The following is a 17343-nucleotide window of genomic DNA, read 5'->3' on the forward strand; positions in this document are numbered from 1 at the left end:
AGATTTTAGATTTTAGATTTTAGAGGCGACCCCACGGATAAATGCGGGGGCAATAAGTGATTTTCGATTTTCGATTTTGGATTGATTCCACGGATAAATCACGTGGCGGGTACCATCAAGAAATTCGCTTGTCAGCCTACTTTTACCAAATCCGGGTCAATCGATTGCGCGATTTTAGATTTTAGATTTTAGATTTTAGAGGCGACCCCACGGATAAATGCGGGGGCAATAAGTGATTTTCGATTTTCGATTTTGGATTGATTCCACGGATAAATCACGTGGCGGGTACCATCAAGAAATTCGCTTGTCAGCCTACTTTTACCAAATCCGGGTTAAAAACCCCGATCGGACTCAGCGCTTGCAACGGTTCAAGAGCAAAACTTTCGTCCGCACAGAGGGGGAGTGAAGAATAAAGGGGTAAAAATCCCGGATTTGGCATTAATTAATCAATCCGCAAATTGAAAGGCAAGCGAACGTAAATCCCCTGCGGGTCGTTCATCGACTTGATCGCAGCCAATTCCTCTTGCATTTTCTTAAATTCGGCCGTTAGCGGGTCGAGTTTGGCGGCTGGTTTCAAAACGTGAACGCCTGAAAGTCTTTCCAAAATTCGCTCCTCCAAAGTGCGGCGTTTTGGATATTCTTCCACCTTCCAATCGTCGCCTAGTTTAGCTTGCTTAGCAGCCTCTCTGACAGCATCTTCAAGACCGCCAATTTCATCCACTAAACCCAACTGTTTCGCGGCCGTACCAGACCACACCCTGCCTTGAGCAATTTCTTGTACCTGGTTTTTCGGCAGTTTGCGGGCGGTGGCGACTTTAGTAATAAATCGATCGTAAATGCTATCGACTCTCCTCTGAATATTCGCCAATTCTTGAGGATTTTTCGGGCGGGAAACCGTGTTAATATCTGCAAAGCGGGCGGTTTTCACCACGTCCCAAGTCAGGCCGTTGTTAGCAGCCAACTTTTCGGCGTTGAACCGCATTCCAAAAACGCCTATCGAACCGGTAATCGTATTCGGTTCGGCAAAAATGCGGTTGGAACCCATCGAAATCCAATAGCCACCGGATGCTGCTAAATTGCCCATTGAAACAATAACTGGTTTCTTTTTCCCCGTCAGCATTACTTCGCGTGCAATTACTTCGGCCCCCGTCGCGCTGCCTCCGGGACTGTTGACGCGCAAAACTACGGCTTTTACGTCGTCATCTTCTCGGATTTTCCGCATTGCTTGAGCGATGCGATCGCCTCCTACTTGAGTCGGGCCCCCTTCGCCGTCTACAATCTCTCCTTCAGCGTAAAGTATAGCAACTTGGTTTTTCTTGTCAGCGCGAGTTGAGTTTTTATTTTCAGCAATTCTCGCGTAGTTTTTCAAACTAATTTGCTTGAAAGATTTGTTTTCGCGATCGGTTCCTGTGAGTTTTTTGAGTTCTGTCGATACTTCGTCAAAGTATACAACTTTATCAACTAACTTGTTTTTGAGAGCTTCGTCAGCCATCAAAATTCCGCCCTTATCTGCAAGCGCTTGCAGTTGCGGCACAGTCACTTTGCGACTTGGGGCGACAGTTTTCAGGTATTCTCCCCACATATCTCCGAGCAACTTTTGAGTTTGCTGGCGATTTTCGGGACTCATTTTTGTCAGCAAAAACGGCTCAACGGCTGACTTGTATTTGCCGACGCGAGTGACTTGCACTCCCACGCCGTATTTTTCCAAAGCACCAGTGAGAAACATTGCCTGACTGCTAAAACCGTTGATTTCCAAAGCGCCGTAAGGATTTACGGCAATTGTATTAGCAACGGAACCGAGGTAATAATCTCGCTCATTCCAGTCCATCTGGTAAGCAAAAATGGGTTTTTTGGCATCTCGGAAACGCTGCAAGGCCGATCGAACTTCTTTGAGATTGGCAAACCCGCTGCTGCTCGAATTTGAGCTGCCTTCAAGATAAAGGCCAACGATTTTCGGGTCTTTTTTCGCATATTCGATCGTGTCTAAAACAGTCCGCAGCGTCACTGTATCGCCGGAATCTTCCGAAAGCACTTCTTCAATCGCCGCGCTAGTGCTGCGGCTCGGTTTGCTGTCGGTAATATTTAAAGAAAGGTCTAATACCAATACAGACTTATCTTTAACTTGCGGGCCTGAATCTTTAGACGACGATGCCGCCAGAGCAATTAGTAGTACCAGTCCCCCCAATCCGATGCTGCCCAGCAGCAACAATCCTAGGAAGGTTCCCAGTAAACTTGCACAGGTATATTTGAGGAAATCTTTCATTAGATAATTGGTAATTAGTTATTAGTCAATAGTCAATAGTCATTAGTTAGAGTATATCCGGTGAGAGTGGAATGATACCGAGACGAGCGTCCCGCTCGCACTGCAATCGGAATGATATTTTTCCGATGCCAGCGGAAACGATCTTATGGGTAATTCCTGCAACTAGGATTTAGCAATTATCCTCTGTCGTAGTTATTAGCTAATGACTTTTGACTGCTGACTAATGACTTTTGACTGCTGACTCACTTTTATCTTAACCTTTCCAAAACCCCAGAATGTTTTAGCTCATCCAAATTACCGCAGCCCGTACAGAACATCACGGTGGCGATTTCTGCAATTAAAACCTCAGCTAGAAGGGCTGCGGCGGATTCCGATTCCGCTGCAGCTTGTAGAAACGGCCGCGCCAGTCCCGCAATATCCGCGCCAAGGGCGAGAGCCTTCGCTGCATCCAACCCATTCTGCAAGCCTCCAGAGGCAATCAGAGGAACATCCGGCGCTACGGCGCGGGTGCTGACAATGCACTCGGCTGTCGGTATTCCCCAGTCGGCAAAGGTTGCGCCCAACCTGCGCTGCTTGCCATCTTTAGCTCGCTCTCCTTCTATTTTCGCCCAAGAAGTGCCTCCGGCCCCGGCAATGTCGATCGCACCTACCCCGGCGGCGAGCAATTTCTTTGCCATTTTTCCTGAAATACCGTTGCCGACTTCTTTAGCAATAACTGGTACTGGTAATTTATCGCACAATTTGGCAATTTTATCTAGCAGTCCTTTAAAGTTAGTATCGCCTTCGGTTTGGACGCACTCTTGCAGCGGATTGAGGTGCAAAATTAGGGCATCTGCTTCGAGAATATCAATGATTTTTTGGCACTGTTCCAAACCGTAATTGTAGTTTAATTGAACGGCTCCGATATTTGCAAATAACAGAATATCTGGAGCGCGGCGGCGGACGGCAAATGTAGGAGCGAGTTGAGGATTTTCTACAACAATTCGCTGGGAACCGACTCCCATTGCTAGTTTGTATTCTTGCGCGACATCGGCGAGGCGATAATTGATTGTCTGGGCTAATTCTGTGCCGCCGGTCATTGAGGAAATTAGCAGGGGAACGGCTAGTTTTTTGTTGAGAAATGTGGAGGTTAAATCTATTTCAGTGCGATCGAGTTCTGGCAAACAGCAGTGTTCAAAACGGTAGCGTTCGAGGCCACTGGTAGTTTCGCGAAATTGTACGTCTTCTTCGAGGCAAATCCGCAGGTGGTCTGCTTTGCGGGTTTCGGTTTGCGAGGGGGAGGTTAGCGGCAAGTTCACTGTGGCTATTTGGGGAAAGAGTTGTGATTTGGGAATATAGCAATTTTATTTCATTTTTGATTTTTTTTTATGAACCGCAGAGAGCGCAGAGGGCACAGAGGAGAAGAAAGGAGAGAGGTTCGCAAATCCTGTAAGGGTTGTTGTATTATCCAGGAACAGTCAGCGGCATTCCGTTATCTGAAGCTTTCAACTTGAGTAAAAAAGGAACTGCTTTTTGCACCCATGCTTTGACTGATGGGTAATTTGCCGCATCTTCTCCGAAACAAATGTCTAGCATATCGGTGTGAATTATCCCCGGATTCAAAGGAAATGCTGCCATACCTGCGGGCAATTCTTGAGCGAGCGATCGCGTAAGTCCTTCTATTGCCCACTTGGAAGCGCAATAGGGAGCGACTTCCGGCGAAGTTGACCTTCCCCAACCAGAACTAAAGTTGACAATTATGCCACTTTTTCGAGCAATCATTGCCGGGACAAAGTGACGAATTACATTAGCTGTACCTTTAATGTTAACATCAATTACCTGAGAAAATTCTTCGTTGCTGATATTCCAAAGAGGCGCGAGATGATTAGCTACGCCTGCATTATTAATTAACAAATCTGGGGGAGCATTTTTTGCCAGCATTTCTGTGGCCCAAGCTTTTACTCGATCGTCGTTGGTGACATCCAAACAAGTAAAATGGTGGGGCGCACTATATTTTTGTCGGAGTTTTTCCACCGCTTCGGAAGAACGGGCGCATCCCACAACTGTATGTCCCAATTCAATAAACTTTTCGGTCATGGCAAGACCTAGACCGCGACTGACTCCGGTAATTACAATTAATTTTGTCATAGATTTGCTCCAAGTTTGACATTAAGTAATACAATACATCTTGACCAAGAATTTCTTCATGTGGTACCCGCCACGTGATTTATCTCGCGCAAGTCAATCCAAAATCTAAAATCCTTGCGTCCCCCGAATTAATCTCGCGCAAGTCAATCCAAAATCTAAAATCTAAAATCTAAAATCGAATGACTGGTGAATTGACAAATCGATCGCAGGGAGAAAGCATGAAAGTAAAAGCAGCAGTTGCTCGCAGTGCCGGCAAACCTTTGAGCATTGAAACGGTTGATCTAGATGGGCCGAGGGCTGGAGAGGTGCTGGTGGAAATTAAAGCCACGGGTGTTTGTCACACTGACGCTTACACTCTTTCCGGTGCCGATCCAGAAGGCTTGTTTCCGGCTATTTTAGGCCACGAGGGAGCCGGGATTGTCGCAGAAGTTGGGCCGGGAGTCACGAGTGTCAAAGTGGGCGATCGGGTAATTCCTCTCTACATTCCCGAATGTCGCAACTGCGAATATTGTTTGAGCCGCAAAACTAACCTCTGTCAAGCAATTCGCCTGACTCAAGGCCAGGGAGTGATGCCCGACGGCACGAGCCGATTTTCCATAGATGGGCAGAAACTATACCATTACATGGGAACTTCTACCTTTGCTAATTATACAGTATTGCCAGAAATTGCGGTAGCCAAAATTCGCGAAGATGCTCCTTTTGATAAAGTTTGTTTAATCGGCTGCGGCGTAACAACTGGCATCGGCGCTGTCATCAATACTGCGAAAGTAGAGCCGGGATCTAATGTGGTAGTTTTCGGTTTGGGCGGCGTGGGTTTGAATGTAATTCAAGCAGCTCGCATGGTGGGAGCTAACATGATTGTCGGCGTAGACTTGAACCCCGACAAGCGAGAGATGGCGGAAAAATTCGGCATGACTCACTTTGTCAATCCCCGCGAAGTCGAAGGCGATTTAGTGCCTTATTTAGTAGATTTAACCAAAGGCGGCGCTGATTACAGTTTTGAATGTATCGGCAACATTAATGTGATGCGCCAAGCTTTAGAATGCTGCCACAAAGGTTGGGGCGTGAGCGTAATTGTCGGGGTAGCGGGAGCCGGTCAAGAAATTAGCACCCGCCCGTTTCAGCTAGTAACTGGTAGGGTTTGGAAAGGGACGGCTTTTGGTGGCGCAAAAGGCCGAACTGATGTGCCTAAGATTGTGGATTGGTACATGGACGGTAAAATTGATATTGACAGTCTGGTAACTCAGGTAATGCCGATCGACAAAATCAATGAAGCCTTTGATTTAATGCACAAAGGCGAAGTAATTCGCACAGTTTTGACATTTTGAAGGAAAAAGGAAGAAGGAAGAAGGAAGAAGGTACTCTTCCGCGCACCCAACATAACTTCTCTCTTCTCTCTTCCTCTGCGCCCTCTGCGCCCTCTGCGGTTAAAAAAAATCTAATTCAAAAATGAAATAGAATTAACATGATATCAGACTCCCTAAAACTGCACAAAGAACAGAAAAGTTTCCGTGGCAAACTCGGCTTTTACAGCCATCAATCCTCAACCTGCAACAGCGAGATGAAATTCGCAGTTTATCAGCCGCCGCAAGCTTTATCTCAACCCGTACCCGTCCTGTATTTTCTATCAGGTTTAACCTGCACAGAAGAGAACTTTATGGCAAAAGCGGGGGCGCAACAATTTGCGGCCAAATACGGGTTAATGCTGGTTGCGCCCGACACAAGCCCGCGCAATACAGGCATCCCTGGGGAAGATGACGATTGGGATTTAGGAAGTGGTGCAGGTTTTTATGTTGATGCGAAAGCCGCACCTTGGAATGCTCACTATCGAATGTACAGTTATGTGGTTGATGAATTGCCGAATTTAATCGCCGACAATTTTCCGGCGATACCGGAAAAACAAGGAATTTTCGGTCATTCGATGGGCGGACACGGGGCTTTAATTTGTGCGTTGAAAAATGGATCTCGCTATCTTTCAGTTTCCGCTTTTGCGCCGATTTCCGCGCCAATGCGCTGCCCTTGGGGACAAAAAGCTTTTGCAAACTACCTCGGCAGCGACAAAGAGATTTGGAGGGCTTGGGATGCTAGCGAATTGGTGCTTGAGGCGCAATACAACCGTCCGATTCTGATTGACTGCGGCACGGCTGATTCGTTTCTTGCTGATGGGCAGTTGTTGCCGGAAGTGTTCGCGGAAGCTTGTGCAAAAGCGGGACAGCCCCTGAATTTAAGGATGCAGGAAGGTTACGATCACAGCTATTATTTTATAGCTAGTTTTATCGAGGATCATATTCAATTTCACGCGGCTGCTTTGTGTGAGTGAACTTTAGTTTGTAGTAAGGACTTTAGTCCTTAAACCTAATTTCATTGTGCAGCGCACTCCAGGGGACTAAAAGCATATCAGCTATTTGCGATTGTCCTCTAGACCTGTAGATATCCATAGCTTTCTCAAAATCTTCAATTCCCCCCTGTAAATCTCCTGTTCCACTTCGAGCTGTAGCACGAATCATGTAAGCTTCTACAAAGTCAGGATTGAGATTTATTGCTTGAGTAAAAGCTGCAACTGCTTCCTCGTACAGCCCCCTGCGACCGAGGTCGAATCCTTGTTCGTAAAATTCTCGAGCTTCCATAGCATTTCTTAATTATCGATGTAGTTAATTCTGGAGCGTCGATATAGAAGTTTTTAAGCCGATGAAATAGAGCAGACGGGTGTAAGGACACGGCAGTCCCGTTGATGGTTTGTAGTGAGGAATTTAGTCCTTAAAAGAAGGACTGAACTCCTCACTACAAACGGTTAATTAAGATCAATCGGAAATACCCAGTCTTTATAATTGCTGTCGCGATTTTCGATAATCCCGGTTAGTTTGTCCAAAATCTTTTCGGTGATGGGTCGGTTTTTGGGCAAGTGATAGTTTTCTACTCGCTTAATTGGCGTAATTTTGGCTGCGGTTCCGCAGAGGAAAATTTCGTCTGCAATCAACAGTTCTGATCTATCAACGGGTCTTTCTATGACTTCAATTCCTAAGTCTCTGGCGATTGTGATTACGCTGTCTCTGGTAATTCCTTCGAGAATATCTTGCTCGAAACCGGGAGTAACTAATTTACCGTTTCTGGCGACAAATATGTTCATCCCTGAAGCTTCGCTGACTTTTCCCTGAGTGTTCATCATAATTGCTTCGTCGAAGCCGGATTCTACTGCTTCGGTTTTGGCTAAAGCTGAGGTGATGTAGGCGCCGCTAATTTTACCTCTTAAGGGCAAACTGCGGTCTTCTTGGCGGTACCAAGAGCTAATTCTACAGTTGACTCCTTCTTTGGGCAAATAGTCGGAAAGTTCTAATCCGTAGACAAAAAAGTCGGTTTCTACGTTGTGCAGTCGGGGGGCAATTCCTAAACTGGATGTGTAGATAAAAGGGCGGATATAAAATGATTTTGTTGGTTGGTTTTTCTGGACAAAATCAATAATTATTTGTTGGATTTTGCTGGCTGGTAAATCGCAGTTGAGGAAGCGGGCACTTTGACTTAATCTTTGACAGTGGCGGTCTAATCTAAATAGCAATATTCGATCGGCATTTTGGGGGTCTGGAATTCCCCGCAACCCGCCTAAAACTCCGGTTCCGTAGTGCAGTGCGTGGGTGGCTATGGAAATTTTGGCGTCGGTAAATGGGAGAAATTGGTTTTGAAAGTAGGCAATTGGTAGAAAACTATCCATGATTCAAGCTGGCGATGAGTTTGGCAGTCCGCGAGGAAAGCTGAATTTGGTTATATTACCATAAGTTATACCACTTTAGATTTTAGATTTTAGATTTTAGATTTACAAGGACTGATTTGATATCAGTTTGGCTCTGGTCAAAAGTTACCTTTTTTTGATTAAATGAGATGATTATTGTGTTATTCGAGGAATCGATAAAATAATATAAAGTGCGGTCATTTTGGTTGATAATTGTTTTGGGAAAAACTGCGATCAACTAAAAATAAAAATCAACCAAGGGGCAACTATGGCACGTAAATGTTTCATCATTGAGATGGGGATGGGTATAGACCAGCACGGGCAGGAACCGACTGTAGCCTGTGCAAGGGCTGTACGAAATGCGATCGCCCACAATGCTCTCCTAGGCGTCTGGGAAGTGGCTGGTTTGAGCGACCCGAATCAGATGATTGTTGAGGTAAAGGTGGCTGTTCCTTACCCGGAACAAGTGCGCGCCGAGGAGGTGTTGGCGGTGCTGCCTTTTGGCAGCAAAACTCTGATTGTGGAGCAAGGAGGCATGATTGTGCCAGGAAGGGCGATCGCCTCTCTGAATGATAAAAATGATGAAATGCTAATCGCTGTGGCGGCTGTGACTGTTTTTGTCGAAACTGAGGACTAATTAATTTGGTGTTCTTTGAATAAATCGCCAGATCGCACTTGCTTGTTTCCGCGATCGGGCGATCGAACGCCTGTGTGTAAAAAAATGATTAATTTAGGCTAAGTCTCGAATTAGGAAAAGTAGAGTGCGATCGGCTTTTAGGCGATCGGACTCTACCTCCTCTACCTGATATTACGGCTGACTGGTATCTGCCAACATTTGGTTAACCATTTGCAAGTGCGCCTGAAGGTTCGGCAACTTTTGGGTTGCCCAAGCCTTCAATTCGGGATCTTGTCCCTGTTGAGATTGAGCTTGAAACAAAGCAATAGCCTGATTGTGGCTGTCGATCATAGCCTGCTTATAAGCCCTGTCAAAACTTGTACCAGAGAGTCCCGAAAGTCGCTCCATCAAAGCTTTGTTCTGGGTACTCATTTCGGTTGGCAGTTTTACCTCTTTTTGCATTGCTAACTGCATCAATTCTTCATTAGCCTGGGTGTGTTCCTCAACCATTTCTTGCCCGTATTGTTTCACACTAGCACTAGAACCGCGCTCCACGGCTAACTTGCCGAGCTGCACTTCCATCATACCAATTTGACCTGCTTGCATGGCAAAGTTTTTGTCTTGGCTGCTGAGAGAATTAGGCGAAGTTTCGCTATAGCAATCCTAAATGAATTGTGTAATTTTTGTAGGGCAAACCCCCCGTGGTTGCCCCGATCCGTGGGGGGTAGGCACTCTTAGCACTACCCCTACATATTTGTACAACTGATGCGAGGATTGCTATATCGTGTCCGCTAACATAACCCCTATTAGCTGTGTAGTGAGGGCTTCATTCCTCAACTTTTGATGATAAGGAAGAATCCTCACTACCAACCAATTGCAGTGACGTTATTCTAGCGGGCATGATCTCATCAGTCATTAGCAATCTACTCATCACTTGTGATTAATGCTTTACGTTGATAGCTGTTGGAATCGCGGTGGTACACAAGTTAATCGAGCCTGTTAATCGGCTGGCGCATATCCCATTGCAATTCGGCTAAAACCAGCAAGCTAAATACCATTACGGTTCCCGTAAATAGGAAAGACCAACCGCCCGTGTAAGGCAAAATCAAAATTCCCACCAGGTGAAGTAAACTTGCGGCTAAAAGCGCGCGCGATCGCACTGCAAATCCAGTCCCCAAATACCCTATTCCGCTCATTCCCAACCACAGGGGACAGAGATTCGCCAATACTTTTCCCCAACTGAGAAAAATTGCTAAATCGGTCAGCAGCAATCCTAATAACATTAGTATTACCCAACCGTAAAGCACCCAAAGCAGGCGTTCTATTTTGACCCAAGAGTATGTCATGCTTACCATTGCGGCTGTACCTACGAGGCTGAGCGCTGACCACAAACCGGCTTGCAGCATCCAACTCACCGAAAAAAATTGTGCTGTGCCGAACATGGGTATTAACAGCAAGCTCCACAGCAAGCAAGTTCGATCGAGACAAGTATAAAATTGTGAATAAAATCGATCTTTGCCAAGGGGAAACTGAACCTGCCAAAGCCCTTCTAACTCCGGAACCTCGATGTTAAGCTGTTTCCGGCGCAGAGGCGGAACTGAACAATTAAAAAAGGTCATATCTGAAACTATTAAAATTTACAATTATTTGCTTAGGTACTATCTCAGCAGCAATCGCTCTAATTGCAATCTGTCAATCGGATTAATCTAGTTAATTGGAGAATCTGCCTGCAGTAATAGTTATTCGATCGCACCAGGTAAAACAGGAAGAGATAGATTGCACAAGTTGATTAAATAGCTCTTGCGACAGATGGCTGGAATATTACTGATTCGATAATTTTAAAATAGTTAACTTTGTTACAGAATTTATGCTCACTTCATCGCATCCTCTCAAACAGGTATTCCACTGCCCGGAAGAATCGGATTTTTACGCGCACTGCTTGGAAAGTTTAGTGTTAAATGCTAGTGACAATTATCGATTTATCGTAGAGTTTGGTTCAGGAGAGGGAAGTCCGGTTATTAAGTCTTTGCTGAGAAGTGATTTTGATGGGACGATACAGGGATTTGAGCTAAATAATGTAGCTTGGAAAATTGCTCAGTCTCAAATTAAGCAATATGAACTGAGCGAACGATACACCGTCAACAATTGCTCTTTTTTTGATTCGCCTTTATACGAGTCGGCGGATTGTGTCATCTCAAATCCCCCTTACTTGCCGGCGGTGGATGATAAGATTTACCAGCCTCTGTTGCACGGCGGGAGTGATGGTTCGACAATTGCTAAAAAACTTTTATCTTTGGGCTGCGATGAAGTTTTGCTGATGGTTTCTAGCTATTCTAATCCTGTGGGTTTGATCGATTATGCCTTGGATCGAGGCTACTCGGTTGCGAATTTTGAAATTGCACCTTTAAATTTTGGCTATTATAGCTCGGAACCGAAGGTGAAAAGCGCGATCGCCACTCTCAGAGAACAGGGAATGGCTTTTTATTCGGAAAATATCTATCTGCTGGCTGGAGTTTTGTTTAAGAAGCACCAAAAGTCGCCCAGAGATTTGTCGATCGAGCTAATTCAGTTAATGACAGCATTTTAAAATACAGGCCTGGTAGGTGCAAGATGCCTGTTCCACCATGGTCAGCAACAGGCAAGATGTCTGTTCCACAAAGAGTGTATTTCTTGTGGAACAGGCATCTTGCCTGTTCCTAAAAGGCTTATTGAGAACGGTGCACAATCTAGGGTGCATCAGTCTCTGACCCACCCTAGGATATAGCTGTTAATTCCGTTCTGCCGCTTGGATCGATCGCACCACAGCAGCAGCAGCCCGATCGCCGATCGACTTCTCCTGATCGTACCCCAACACCAGTTCCCAAGCCTCCTGCGGGTATCTATCAACCAGCGGGATCGCCACTTCATCCAACATCCACCGGCCATGACGTTCATCTTCTTTGATGTGGAGTTCCCAATAACCCATCGCAGCGTGCGAGAGGCCCAAACGCTGGGCGGCGGCTAGATAATTGCGGTAAGCCACAGGCCCCGCCACCTCAAAATATGTGAGTCCGCCGTTATAGCGCAGAAAATGGCGCTTGCGTTCCGTCAGCAGGAAGTTGTGATTAATACTTGCGAGCACTTCCCAAGGCACTAAATCGAAGTACGCTTCCGGTTCCGTACTCATATCGAATTCTGCCAGCATTTGAGCAAAAAAGGTCGAGTGCTTGCGCGGGAGGCGACCGCCGCCGTATTCTTCGATCAGCACTCGCGTAAGGGTGCACTGAATTTCGTTGCCGGCACCGCCGATGATGCGAGAAACACGGCTGGCTTCCACTAAACCGTCGAAGGAGGCGATCGCCAGTAGGTGTTTGTATCCCTCTTCAGTCATCTGTTCCCGCTGGTAGCGATCGAGCTCAGTTAGCGGAGGATCGACATCGGCGGCCGCGCGATCGCGCAGCGCTTGCTTGACATCCGGCAATTTTTGCAGCGCTGCAACGTCGATTTGTGCGATTTCCCACTGCTGCCAAGGTTCCTCAATGCGATCGCGCACGGAACGCAAATAGTGCGATCGCTCGTTATTGTAGCGGCGCAAATCGTCGTACCAAAACAAGTTGAGGCGGTTGATGCGGTAAAGTATGCGCTGCAAGAAGCGGTGAGCGGCCTCATCGCCCGGTTCCTGTTGGTAAGCTGCTTGAATTGCATAGGCGATCGCGCTTTCAAAATCGCTGACAAGTAACGGTTTTGTCGCCACCGTCTTGTCTAAATCCTCGACTTCTAGCAAATTGACAAATTGGCGATCGGCTGCTTCGTAATTTGGAAGTGCGGGCTGCTTTTTGGGAAGACTCGGCGAGTCGGAAGAAGGAAGTATCTCTAGGGTGTTTTGCATGGAATAAAGTTATGCTAACTCTAATTATTGTGGTGCCTGCCCAAACAGCCAACCGTTGCTGATTGCTGAGGATTATGGCTACTTTTCTTGAAGATAGCTAATCTGTCAGCACGATACACCTTTCTATTGATAGAGATTTGACAAAAATCTAATTGGTCACAACTGCCCCGATTCATTCCGAAAGCAGGGTGACTGACGGAGACTTTATCAAACTCCCCAAAGTAATTGGAGCTAATATCTGAGCATCTTTTGGAGCCGGCACTGCTTGCCGCCACGCTTTGATACCTCCTGAAAGGACAACAACATTCAGGCTAATATCCTTAATCTTATTTGATAATTTCAGGTAACATGAGATTCTCATTAATGTCGATATTTATACTATATCCGGGTTTACAACCCCCGTTCTTGTCATTGTTCACTGCGTGAAGCAATCGCAAACATTCTGCTTCTAGACAGAATGTTTTACATGAGCGGTTTTCAGACGAGTAAGCGTATTAATTTTTTGTCAGTAGGAGAGCGCCAAATAAAACCATCGATTTTTTAATTTTTTGAGGTTCACGAAAGGATGTTTTTGTTTACGTATAAAAAAGGAAATTTTCCGTTCATCGCTGTCTGAGCGATAGATGAAATAGCGAGTTCCGTCTCCGAATCCCATAGTGCTATGAATAAAGATAACTTCCAGCACTCCGCCCTTTGCGATCGCCCTGACTTCTCCTCCCCGCGACAGCCCTTTAAATTTTTCAGGTAAACTAATTTTTATTCCCCGATTATAATCGTCTGTTGAACTTTGTTTCTCTCCTTTTAATTGCCCTGAATGAATTAGAGCGACGATTTCTTCTCGGTGTTTGACATAAGCATTAAAGTTATTCACTGGATTCTCGTGGTATAAAGCCTGGTTGAATCCAATCATCAGAAGCAATAAACTAGAAAAAAGGATCGATGTCTGACATAAAGCTAGTCTGCTGTAATTTCGCCACAGGTTTTTAATATCTCGTACCAACTTCCTAGTAGCGATCGCTGCTATGAAAGTAGCAGGTAAAATTAAAAATCCCAAATCCAGGAACGTCATTGGCAAATTAATTTTTGGCAAAACTGGAAAATAAGAAATTGTAAAAAATATAGTGAACCCAGAAATAAGTAGGCTTACTATCACAGAGGAAATATTGGGTGTGTTGGCTTTGCGAGCTTTTCTGTCAGCGGTGAATTCAAGACGGTGTAAGTTTCTCATAGTCTCATCTTTTTCGCTCGATGTCTCTATTAAATCAGGTGGCTATTTGAGAACTTGAGTGAGTTCTCATCGACTTCTCATCGACTTTTCCAGGAGTTACGCAACGCAGACCTGTGACAGAAACCGGGTTTCTGGCCAAGACTTTGCAATCAACCTGAGATTTTTGCTCAGAAACCCGGTTTCTCTGGAGTTATAGCAGGGTTAGAAACCGGGTTTGTGGCCAAGACTTTGCAATAAACCCAATGTTTTTTGTCAGAAACCCGGTTTCTCTGGGCTTATAGCCGATCGCCAAAATACTCCTGATACAACCGACATCTCGGAATGCAATGATTTCCATCCAATTTCACCAACCCCATACTATTTAACTTAAACCCCAATTCAGACCTCAATCTAACTGGCTGGGAAACACTCACAATCTCTCTCATCGCCTCCATTAATTCCGAGTATTTCTCTAAATTCCATAAATGCCGCCGCAAATGATCGCTATAAATTCCCGCTTCAGTTGCAGATTCTTTCACTAACCGATCTAAAGTCACATCTTGACGGGAAATATGATACATTCCTAGGCGCACTAAATAAGGATTTCCGCCCACTAACCCCATCACTTCTCCAACTTCATTCCCACTCCAATTCAATCCGTGCCGTTTAGCCAAATCTTGCACTTGCTGCGAATTAAACTCAGGCAAATCAATGGGCAACCCTACATTAAACGGCGATTTATTCACATCCAGCGGGATATAAACTTCTGTGGAATGCACCACAATCAAACGAAACTTTTTCCAAATATCGCGCCGTTTTGCTTCTTCGTGCAAAGCTCGCAATAACCCAAAGAAGTCGTCGGCAATTTCCGGTGATTCAAATAGGCGATCGCTCTCATCCAGGCCTAACGTCAGAGGACTTGAAGATTCTGACAGTAAATACTGTTCAAAATAAGCCTTGCAGCACTGATTGCTGCCAATCAAATCGGCTAATTCCCAACACTTGGGCAACTGCTCCAGCATTCCTAACTCTTGACCGATGCTAGCACAAAACCACTGCAAAAATGTATCTGAATTAGCAAATATTTTCCTATTTGCTAGCTGAAAACTCAGCGCTACCGTGCGAGAACCTTGCAGTTCGGCATGATGCAAAATCCTTGCCATCAAGGAAGTTTTGCCCATTTGTCTGGGTGCTTTTATACGGATCAGGGCTCCCGGTTGGGCGATCGTCTCGTAACAGCGGGATTCGATCGGAGGGCGATCGATATAAAAACAAGAAGTGAGTTCAACTTGTCCTCCCGGCAATTCTGGCGGCGCGGCTGGCAGGGGTTGACTTATTGACTGTTTGGTGCTAGTAATTACTTGCCATTCTACAGCCAATTCATGGTCGGCAGTTAACGATGTGCGACCTTCTTTGATAATGGTTAAAATTTGTGATAATAACTTAAATGAGTCGCCAACACCGCGCCACAGCCAGGGCTGAATTCCTGCTAAATAGCTAAGTAAATCAAAGGAAAGCGGTGTATTTAATTCAACTATAATCGGTAAAATTGCGGGTTTATGACCAGTTAAATTGTGCAATTCTTTGGCTAGCTGCACTTGTTCCAATACCATTTCGCTAGCGGCCGATTCTTCGGAAATCAGCAGCAGCAAATAATCGCAACGCTTTAAATATGAGGCTGAGTCGCTGCTGTTGTTAATAAAAAAGACTTCGTGGCCTCCCGCACTCAAAGCTTGGTGTAACTGCTGAGAAAGGGTTTTGTGTGAGGTGGTGAGGGCGTTGGCTAAGCCCTCGAAGACGATCGCCACTTTGGCCCTCACCAGCACTACCTCCTCTGGCTCTGAATTCGCCTCAAAATCGGCTATATCGCGCCATTCCTGCCCCAATCCGCGACAAATTTCGATGAAATTGGCATAATCCACAGGTTTGCCATTCAGAAAATGGCTGACTGTAGATTGGGCCATCCCTAAATCCTCAGCCAGAATTTTCTGACTGGGAAAGCCATTTCTCAGGAGACAGGATTTAACTGCGCGAATGCACTCTTCGCGCACCCTTAGCGATCGTGGCATTGCTTATCACAATCAAAACACTGAAACCATCATAAATGCCAACCGCCCCTAAAGTCGATGAAAAGTCGATGAAAAGTCGATGATTTTTCAAATAACTCAGTCGCCAACTCAAATAGCCGCCTGATTAGATTAGAAATAACAAGGTTGAATCCCATCGCAACGAGGTAAAAGCATTGTGTATTCTATCCTAATTTGGTCGCTGGCCTCAGCCACTAATCAACCAGGTTTCGCCTTCACCCCGCCCCTATTCTGGTTACTGCTCGGAGTTGTGCTTAGTGCGATGGAGCTATTAATCATCAAAACTCAGCCCCAAAAATACAGATTTTACCTGCTAATGATGGGAGCTTCGGCTGTAATTGAATCATTTATTTTGTGGAGAGGATCTGTAGCATTTGAGTTTAGTTGGGCGAACATAATGTATGAAGATTTTGACTGGCAAATCTTCTACTGGATGGGGATAGCCCTCGCGCTGAGCATCTGGATTCGACCGATTTTCATTGTTCGCAAAAAGTTTGTCATTCCCGAAGCCACGGAAGCGACAACAATCTCCGAAATTTTCCCCGGAGAAACCGGAATGGTGATTTATGAAGGGGCTTCCTGGAAAGCTCGCAATGAAGATTCCCAAGGGGCGATCGCACCCCGACAAAAAGTTTATGTTTTGCGCCGCGAAGGAAACACGTTGATTGTTGTACCTGACAGATTAATTCACATCAACGGCTAAACCTTGGCACTAACCTCAATTCATTCAGGAATTACGCACGCTGTGTTGAGAAACCGGGTTTTTTACCGAATCTGCGGGCTCTAACGAAATATTTTCGTAAAAAACCCGGTTTCTAAATCCCAATGTGCAAATCCTATCATCTTTAGTTCACAGCTTAAAATTAGCAGGAGATTCACTATGTATCACTATTTTTTGACGATTTTGTTTGCAATCACCGGAGTATCCTTAGCCAGCAGCGTAAAAATCGTCCGTCAAGGAGATGAGGCGTTAGTCGAAATTTTCGGAAAGTACGATCGCAAGAAACTCGAACCGGGTATAACCTTTTTGATTCCCTTTGTCGAACAAGTCGCCTATAAACAAACTCTGCGCGAGCAAATTTTAAGGCTGTCACCGCAAGAATGCACGACGCGCGATCGGGTTGCCGTCACCGTTGATTTTATTGTGTACTGGCGAATCATTGACTTAGAAAAAGCTTCCTACAAAGTGCAGAATCTCAAGGAAGCGATGTTAAATATGCTGATTCTTTCAATTCGGACTCACCTTGCTAAATTATCTGTTGAGGAACTCTACACGGCTCGACATGAGATTAATAATGCTTTAGTCGAGGAGTTGGATACAACGACAGATCCTTGGGGTGTGAAGTTTACGAGAGTGGAATTGCGCGATTTTGCGATCGGCAGTAAAGTGATTCAGCCCACATCCATTGACAGGAAAGAGGTACAAAAGCTGCGAGCTTAAAGATTAGTAT

General features: G+C 45.4%; 15 protein-coding genes and 1 pseudogene. 6 read left to right on the top strand and 10 right to left on the bottom strand.

The window, feature by feature from the left end:
- Positions 1-442: 442 nt before the first annotated feature.
- The 3 genes from sppA to QT973_RS22010 form a co-directional block, all read right to left on the bottom strand.
- A complete protein-coding gene (sppA, locus tag QT973_RS22000) occupies positions 443-2263 on the bottom strand; it encodes a signal peptide peptidase SppA (protein ID WP_333052823.1) in 1821 nt (606 codons plus the stop codon).
- Positions 2264-2511: 248 nt separating this feature from the next.
- Positions 2512-3561 (bottom strand): type 2 isopentenyl-diphosphate Delta-isomerase, encoded by a 1050-nt coding sequence (gene fni / locus QT973_RS22005; RefSeq protein ID WP_333052824.1) that lies wholly within the window; start codon positions 3559-3561, stop codon positions 2512-2514.
- Positions 3562-3706: 145 nt separating this feature from the next.
- The gene (locus QT973_RS22010) at positions 3707-4390 is read right to left on the bottom strand and encodes an SDR family NAD(P)-dependent oxidoreductase (protein WP_333052826.1); all 684 of its coding nucleotides are present in this window, start codon (positions 4388-4390) and stop codon (positions 3707-3709) included.
- A gap of 218 nt (positions 4391-4608) precedes the next feature.
- On the opposite strand from QT973_RS22010, the gene QT973_RS22015 reads away from it, so the two are divergent.
- Positions 4609-5718: an S-(hydroxymethyl)glutathione dehydrogenase/class III alcohol dehydrogenase gene (locus tag QT973_RS22015; protein ID WP_333052929.1), complete on the top strand. Its 1110-nt coding sequence runs from the start codon at positions 4609-4611 to the stop codon at positions 5716-5718.
- 137 nt (positions 5719-5855) lie between these two features.
- A complete protein-coding gene (gene fghA / locus QT973_RS22020; protein ID WP_333211947.1) occupies positions 5856-6710 on the top strand; it encodes an S-formylglutathione hydrolase in 855 nt (284 codons plus the stop codon).
- A 22-nt stretch (positions 6711-6732) separates the two neighbouring features.
- Here the strand turns inward: fghA and QT973_RS22025 are convergent, their stop codons facing one another.
- Complete coding sequence (locus QT973_RS22025) at positions 6733-7017, bottom strand: tetratricopeptide repeat protein (protein WP_333052830.1); 285 nt, start codon at positions 7015-7017, stop codon at positions 6733-6735.
- Positions 7018-7181: 164 nt separating this feature from the next.
- Entirely contained in the window at positions 7182-8096 is a 915-nt protein-coding gene (locus tag QT973_RS22030; RefSeq protein WP_333052831.1) for a branched-chain amino acid transaminase, read from the bottom strand.
- Between the two features lie 286 nt (positions 8097-8382).
- Between QT973_RS22030 and QT973_RS22035 the strand changes: the two genes are divergently transcribed.
- Positions 8383-8751: a Lin0512 family protein gene (locus QT973_RS22035; RefSeq protein WP_333052834.1), complete on the top strand. Its 369-nt coding sequence runs from the start codon at positions 8383-8385 to the stop codon at positions 8749-8751.
- Between the two features lie 171 nt (positions 8752-8922).
- On the opposite strand, the pseudogene QT973_RS22040 reads toward QT973_RS22035, so the two are convergent.
- Both QT973_RS22040 and QT973_RS22045 read right to left on the bottom strand, forming a co-directional pair.
- A pseudogene (locus QT973_RS22040) lies at positions 8923-9342 on the bottom strand (DUF4142 domain-containing protein); the annotation flags it as partial.
- 374 nt (positions 9343-9716) lie between these two features.
- On the bottom strand, positions 9717-10349 hold the full coding sequence (locus tag QT973_RS22045; protein WP_333052835.1) for a hypothetical protein: 633 nt from the start codon (positions 10347-10349) through the stop codon (positions 9717-9719).
- A gap of 248 nt (positions 10350-10597) precedes the next feature.
- Between QT973_RS22045 and QT973_RS22050 the strand changes: the two genes are divergently transcribed.
- A complete protein-coding gene (locus tag QT973_RS22050; RefSeq protein WP_333270099.1) occupies positions 10598-11317 on the top strand; it encodes an SAM-dependent methyltransferase in 720 nt (239 codons plus the stop codon).
- A 180-nt stretch (positions 11318-11497) separates the two neighbouring features.
- Here the strand turns inward: QT973_RS22050 and QT973_RS22055 are convergent, their stop codons facing one another.
- The 3 genes from QT973_RS22055 to QT973_RS22065 form a co-directional block, all read right to left on the bottom strand.
- Positions 11498-12598: an iron-containing redox enzyme family protein gene (locus QT973_RS22055; protein WP_333052838.1), complete on the bottom strand. Its 1101-nt coding sequence runs from the start codon at positions 12596-12598 to the stop codon at positions 11498-11500.
- 505 nt (positions 12599-13103) lie between these two features.
- Positions 13104-13667 (bottom strand): hypothetical protein, encoded by a 564-nt coding sequence (locus QT973_RS22060; RefSeq protein ID WP_333211940.1) that lies wholly within the window; start codon positions 13665-13667, stop codon positions 13104-13106.
- Between the two features lie 434 nt (positions 13668-14101).
- Positions 14102-15874, bottom strand: a complete 1773-nt coding sequence (locus tag QT973_RS22065; RefSeq protein ID WP_333211938.1) for an AAA-like domain-containing protein — start codon at positions 15872-15874, stop codon at positions 14102-14104.
- Between the two features lie 175 nt (positions 15875-16049).
- Here QT973_RS22065 and QT973_RS22070 point away from each other — a divergent pair, with 175 nt between their 5' ends.
- Both QT973_RS22070 and QT973_RS22075 read left to right on the top strand, forming a co-directional pair.
- Complete coding sequence (locus QT973_RS22070; protein WP_333052842.1) at positions 16050-16595, top strand: NfeD family protein; 546 nt, start codon at positions 16050-16052, stop codon at positions 16593-16595.
- Positions 16596-16772: 177 nt separating this feature from the next.
- Positions 16773-17333: an SPFH domain-containing protein gene (locus QT973_RS22075; protein WP_333052843.1), complete on the top strand. Its 561-nt coding sequence runs from the start codon at positions 16773-16775 to the stop codon at positions 17331-17333.
- The last annotated feature ends 10 nt before the right edge of the window (positions 17334-17343 follow it).

Source organism: Microcoleus sp. Z1_A1 (assembly GCF_036700305.1).
Taxonomy (GTDB): Bacteria; Cyanobacteriota; Cyanobacteriia; order Cyanobacteriales; family Microcoleaceae; genus Microcoleus.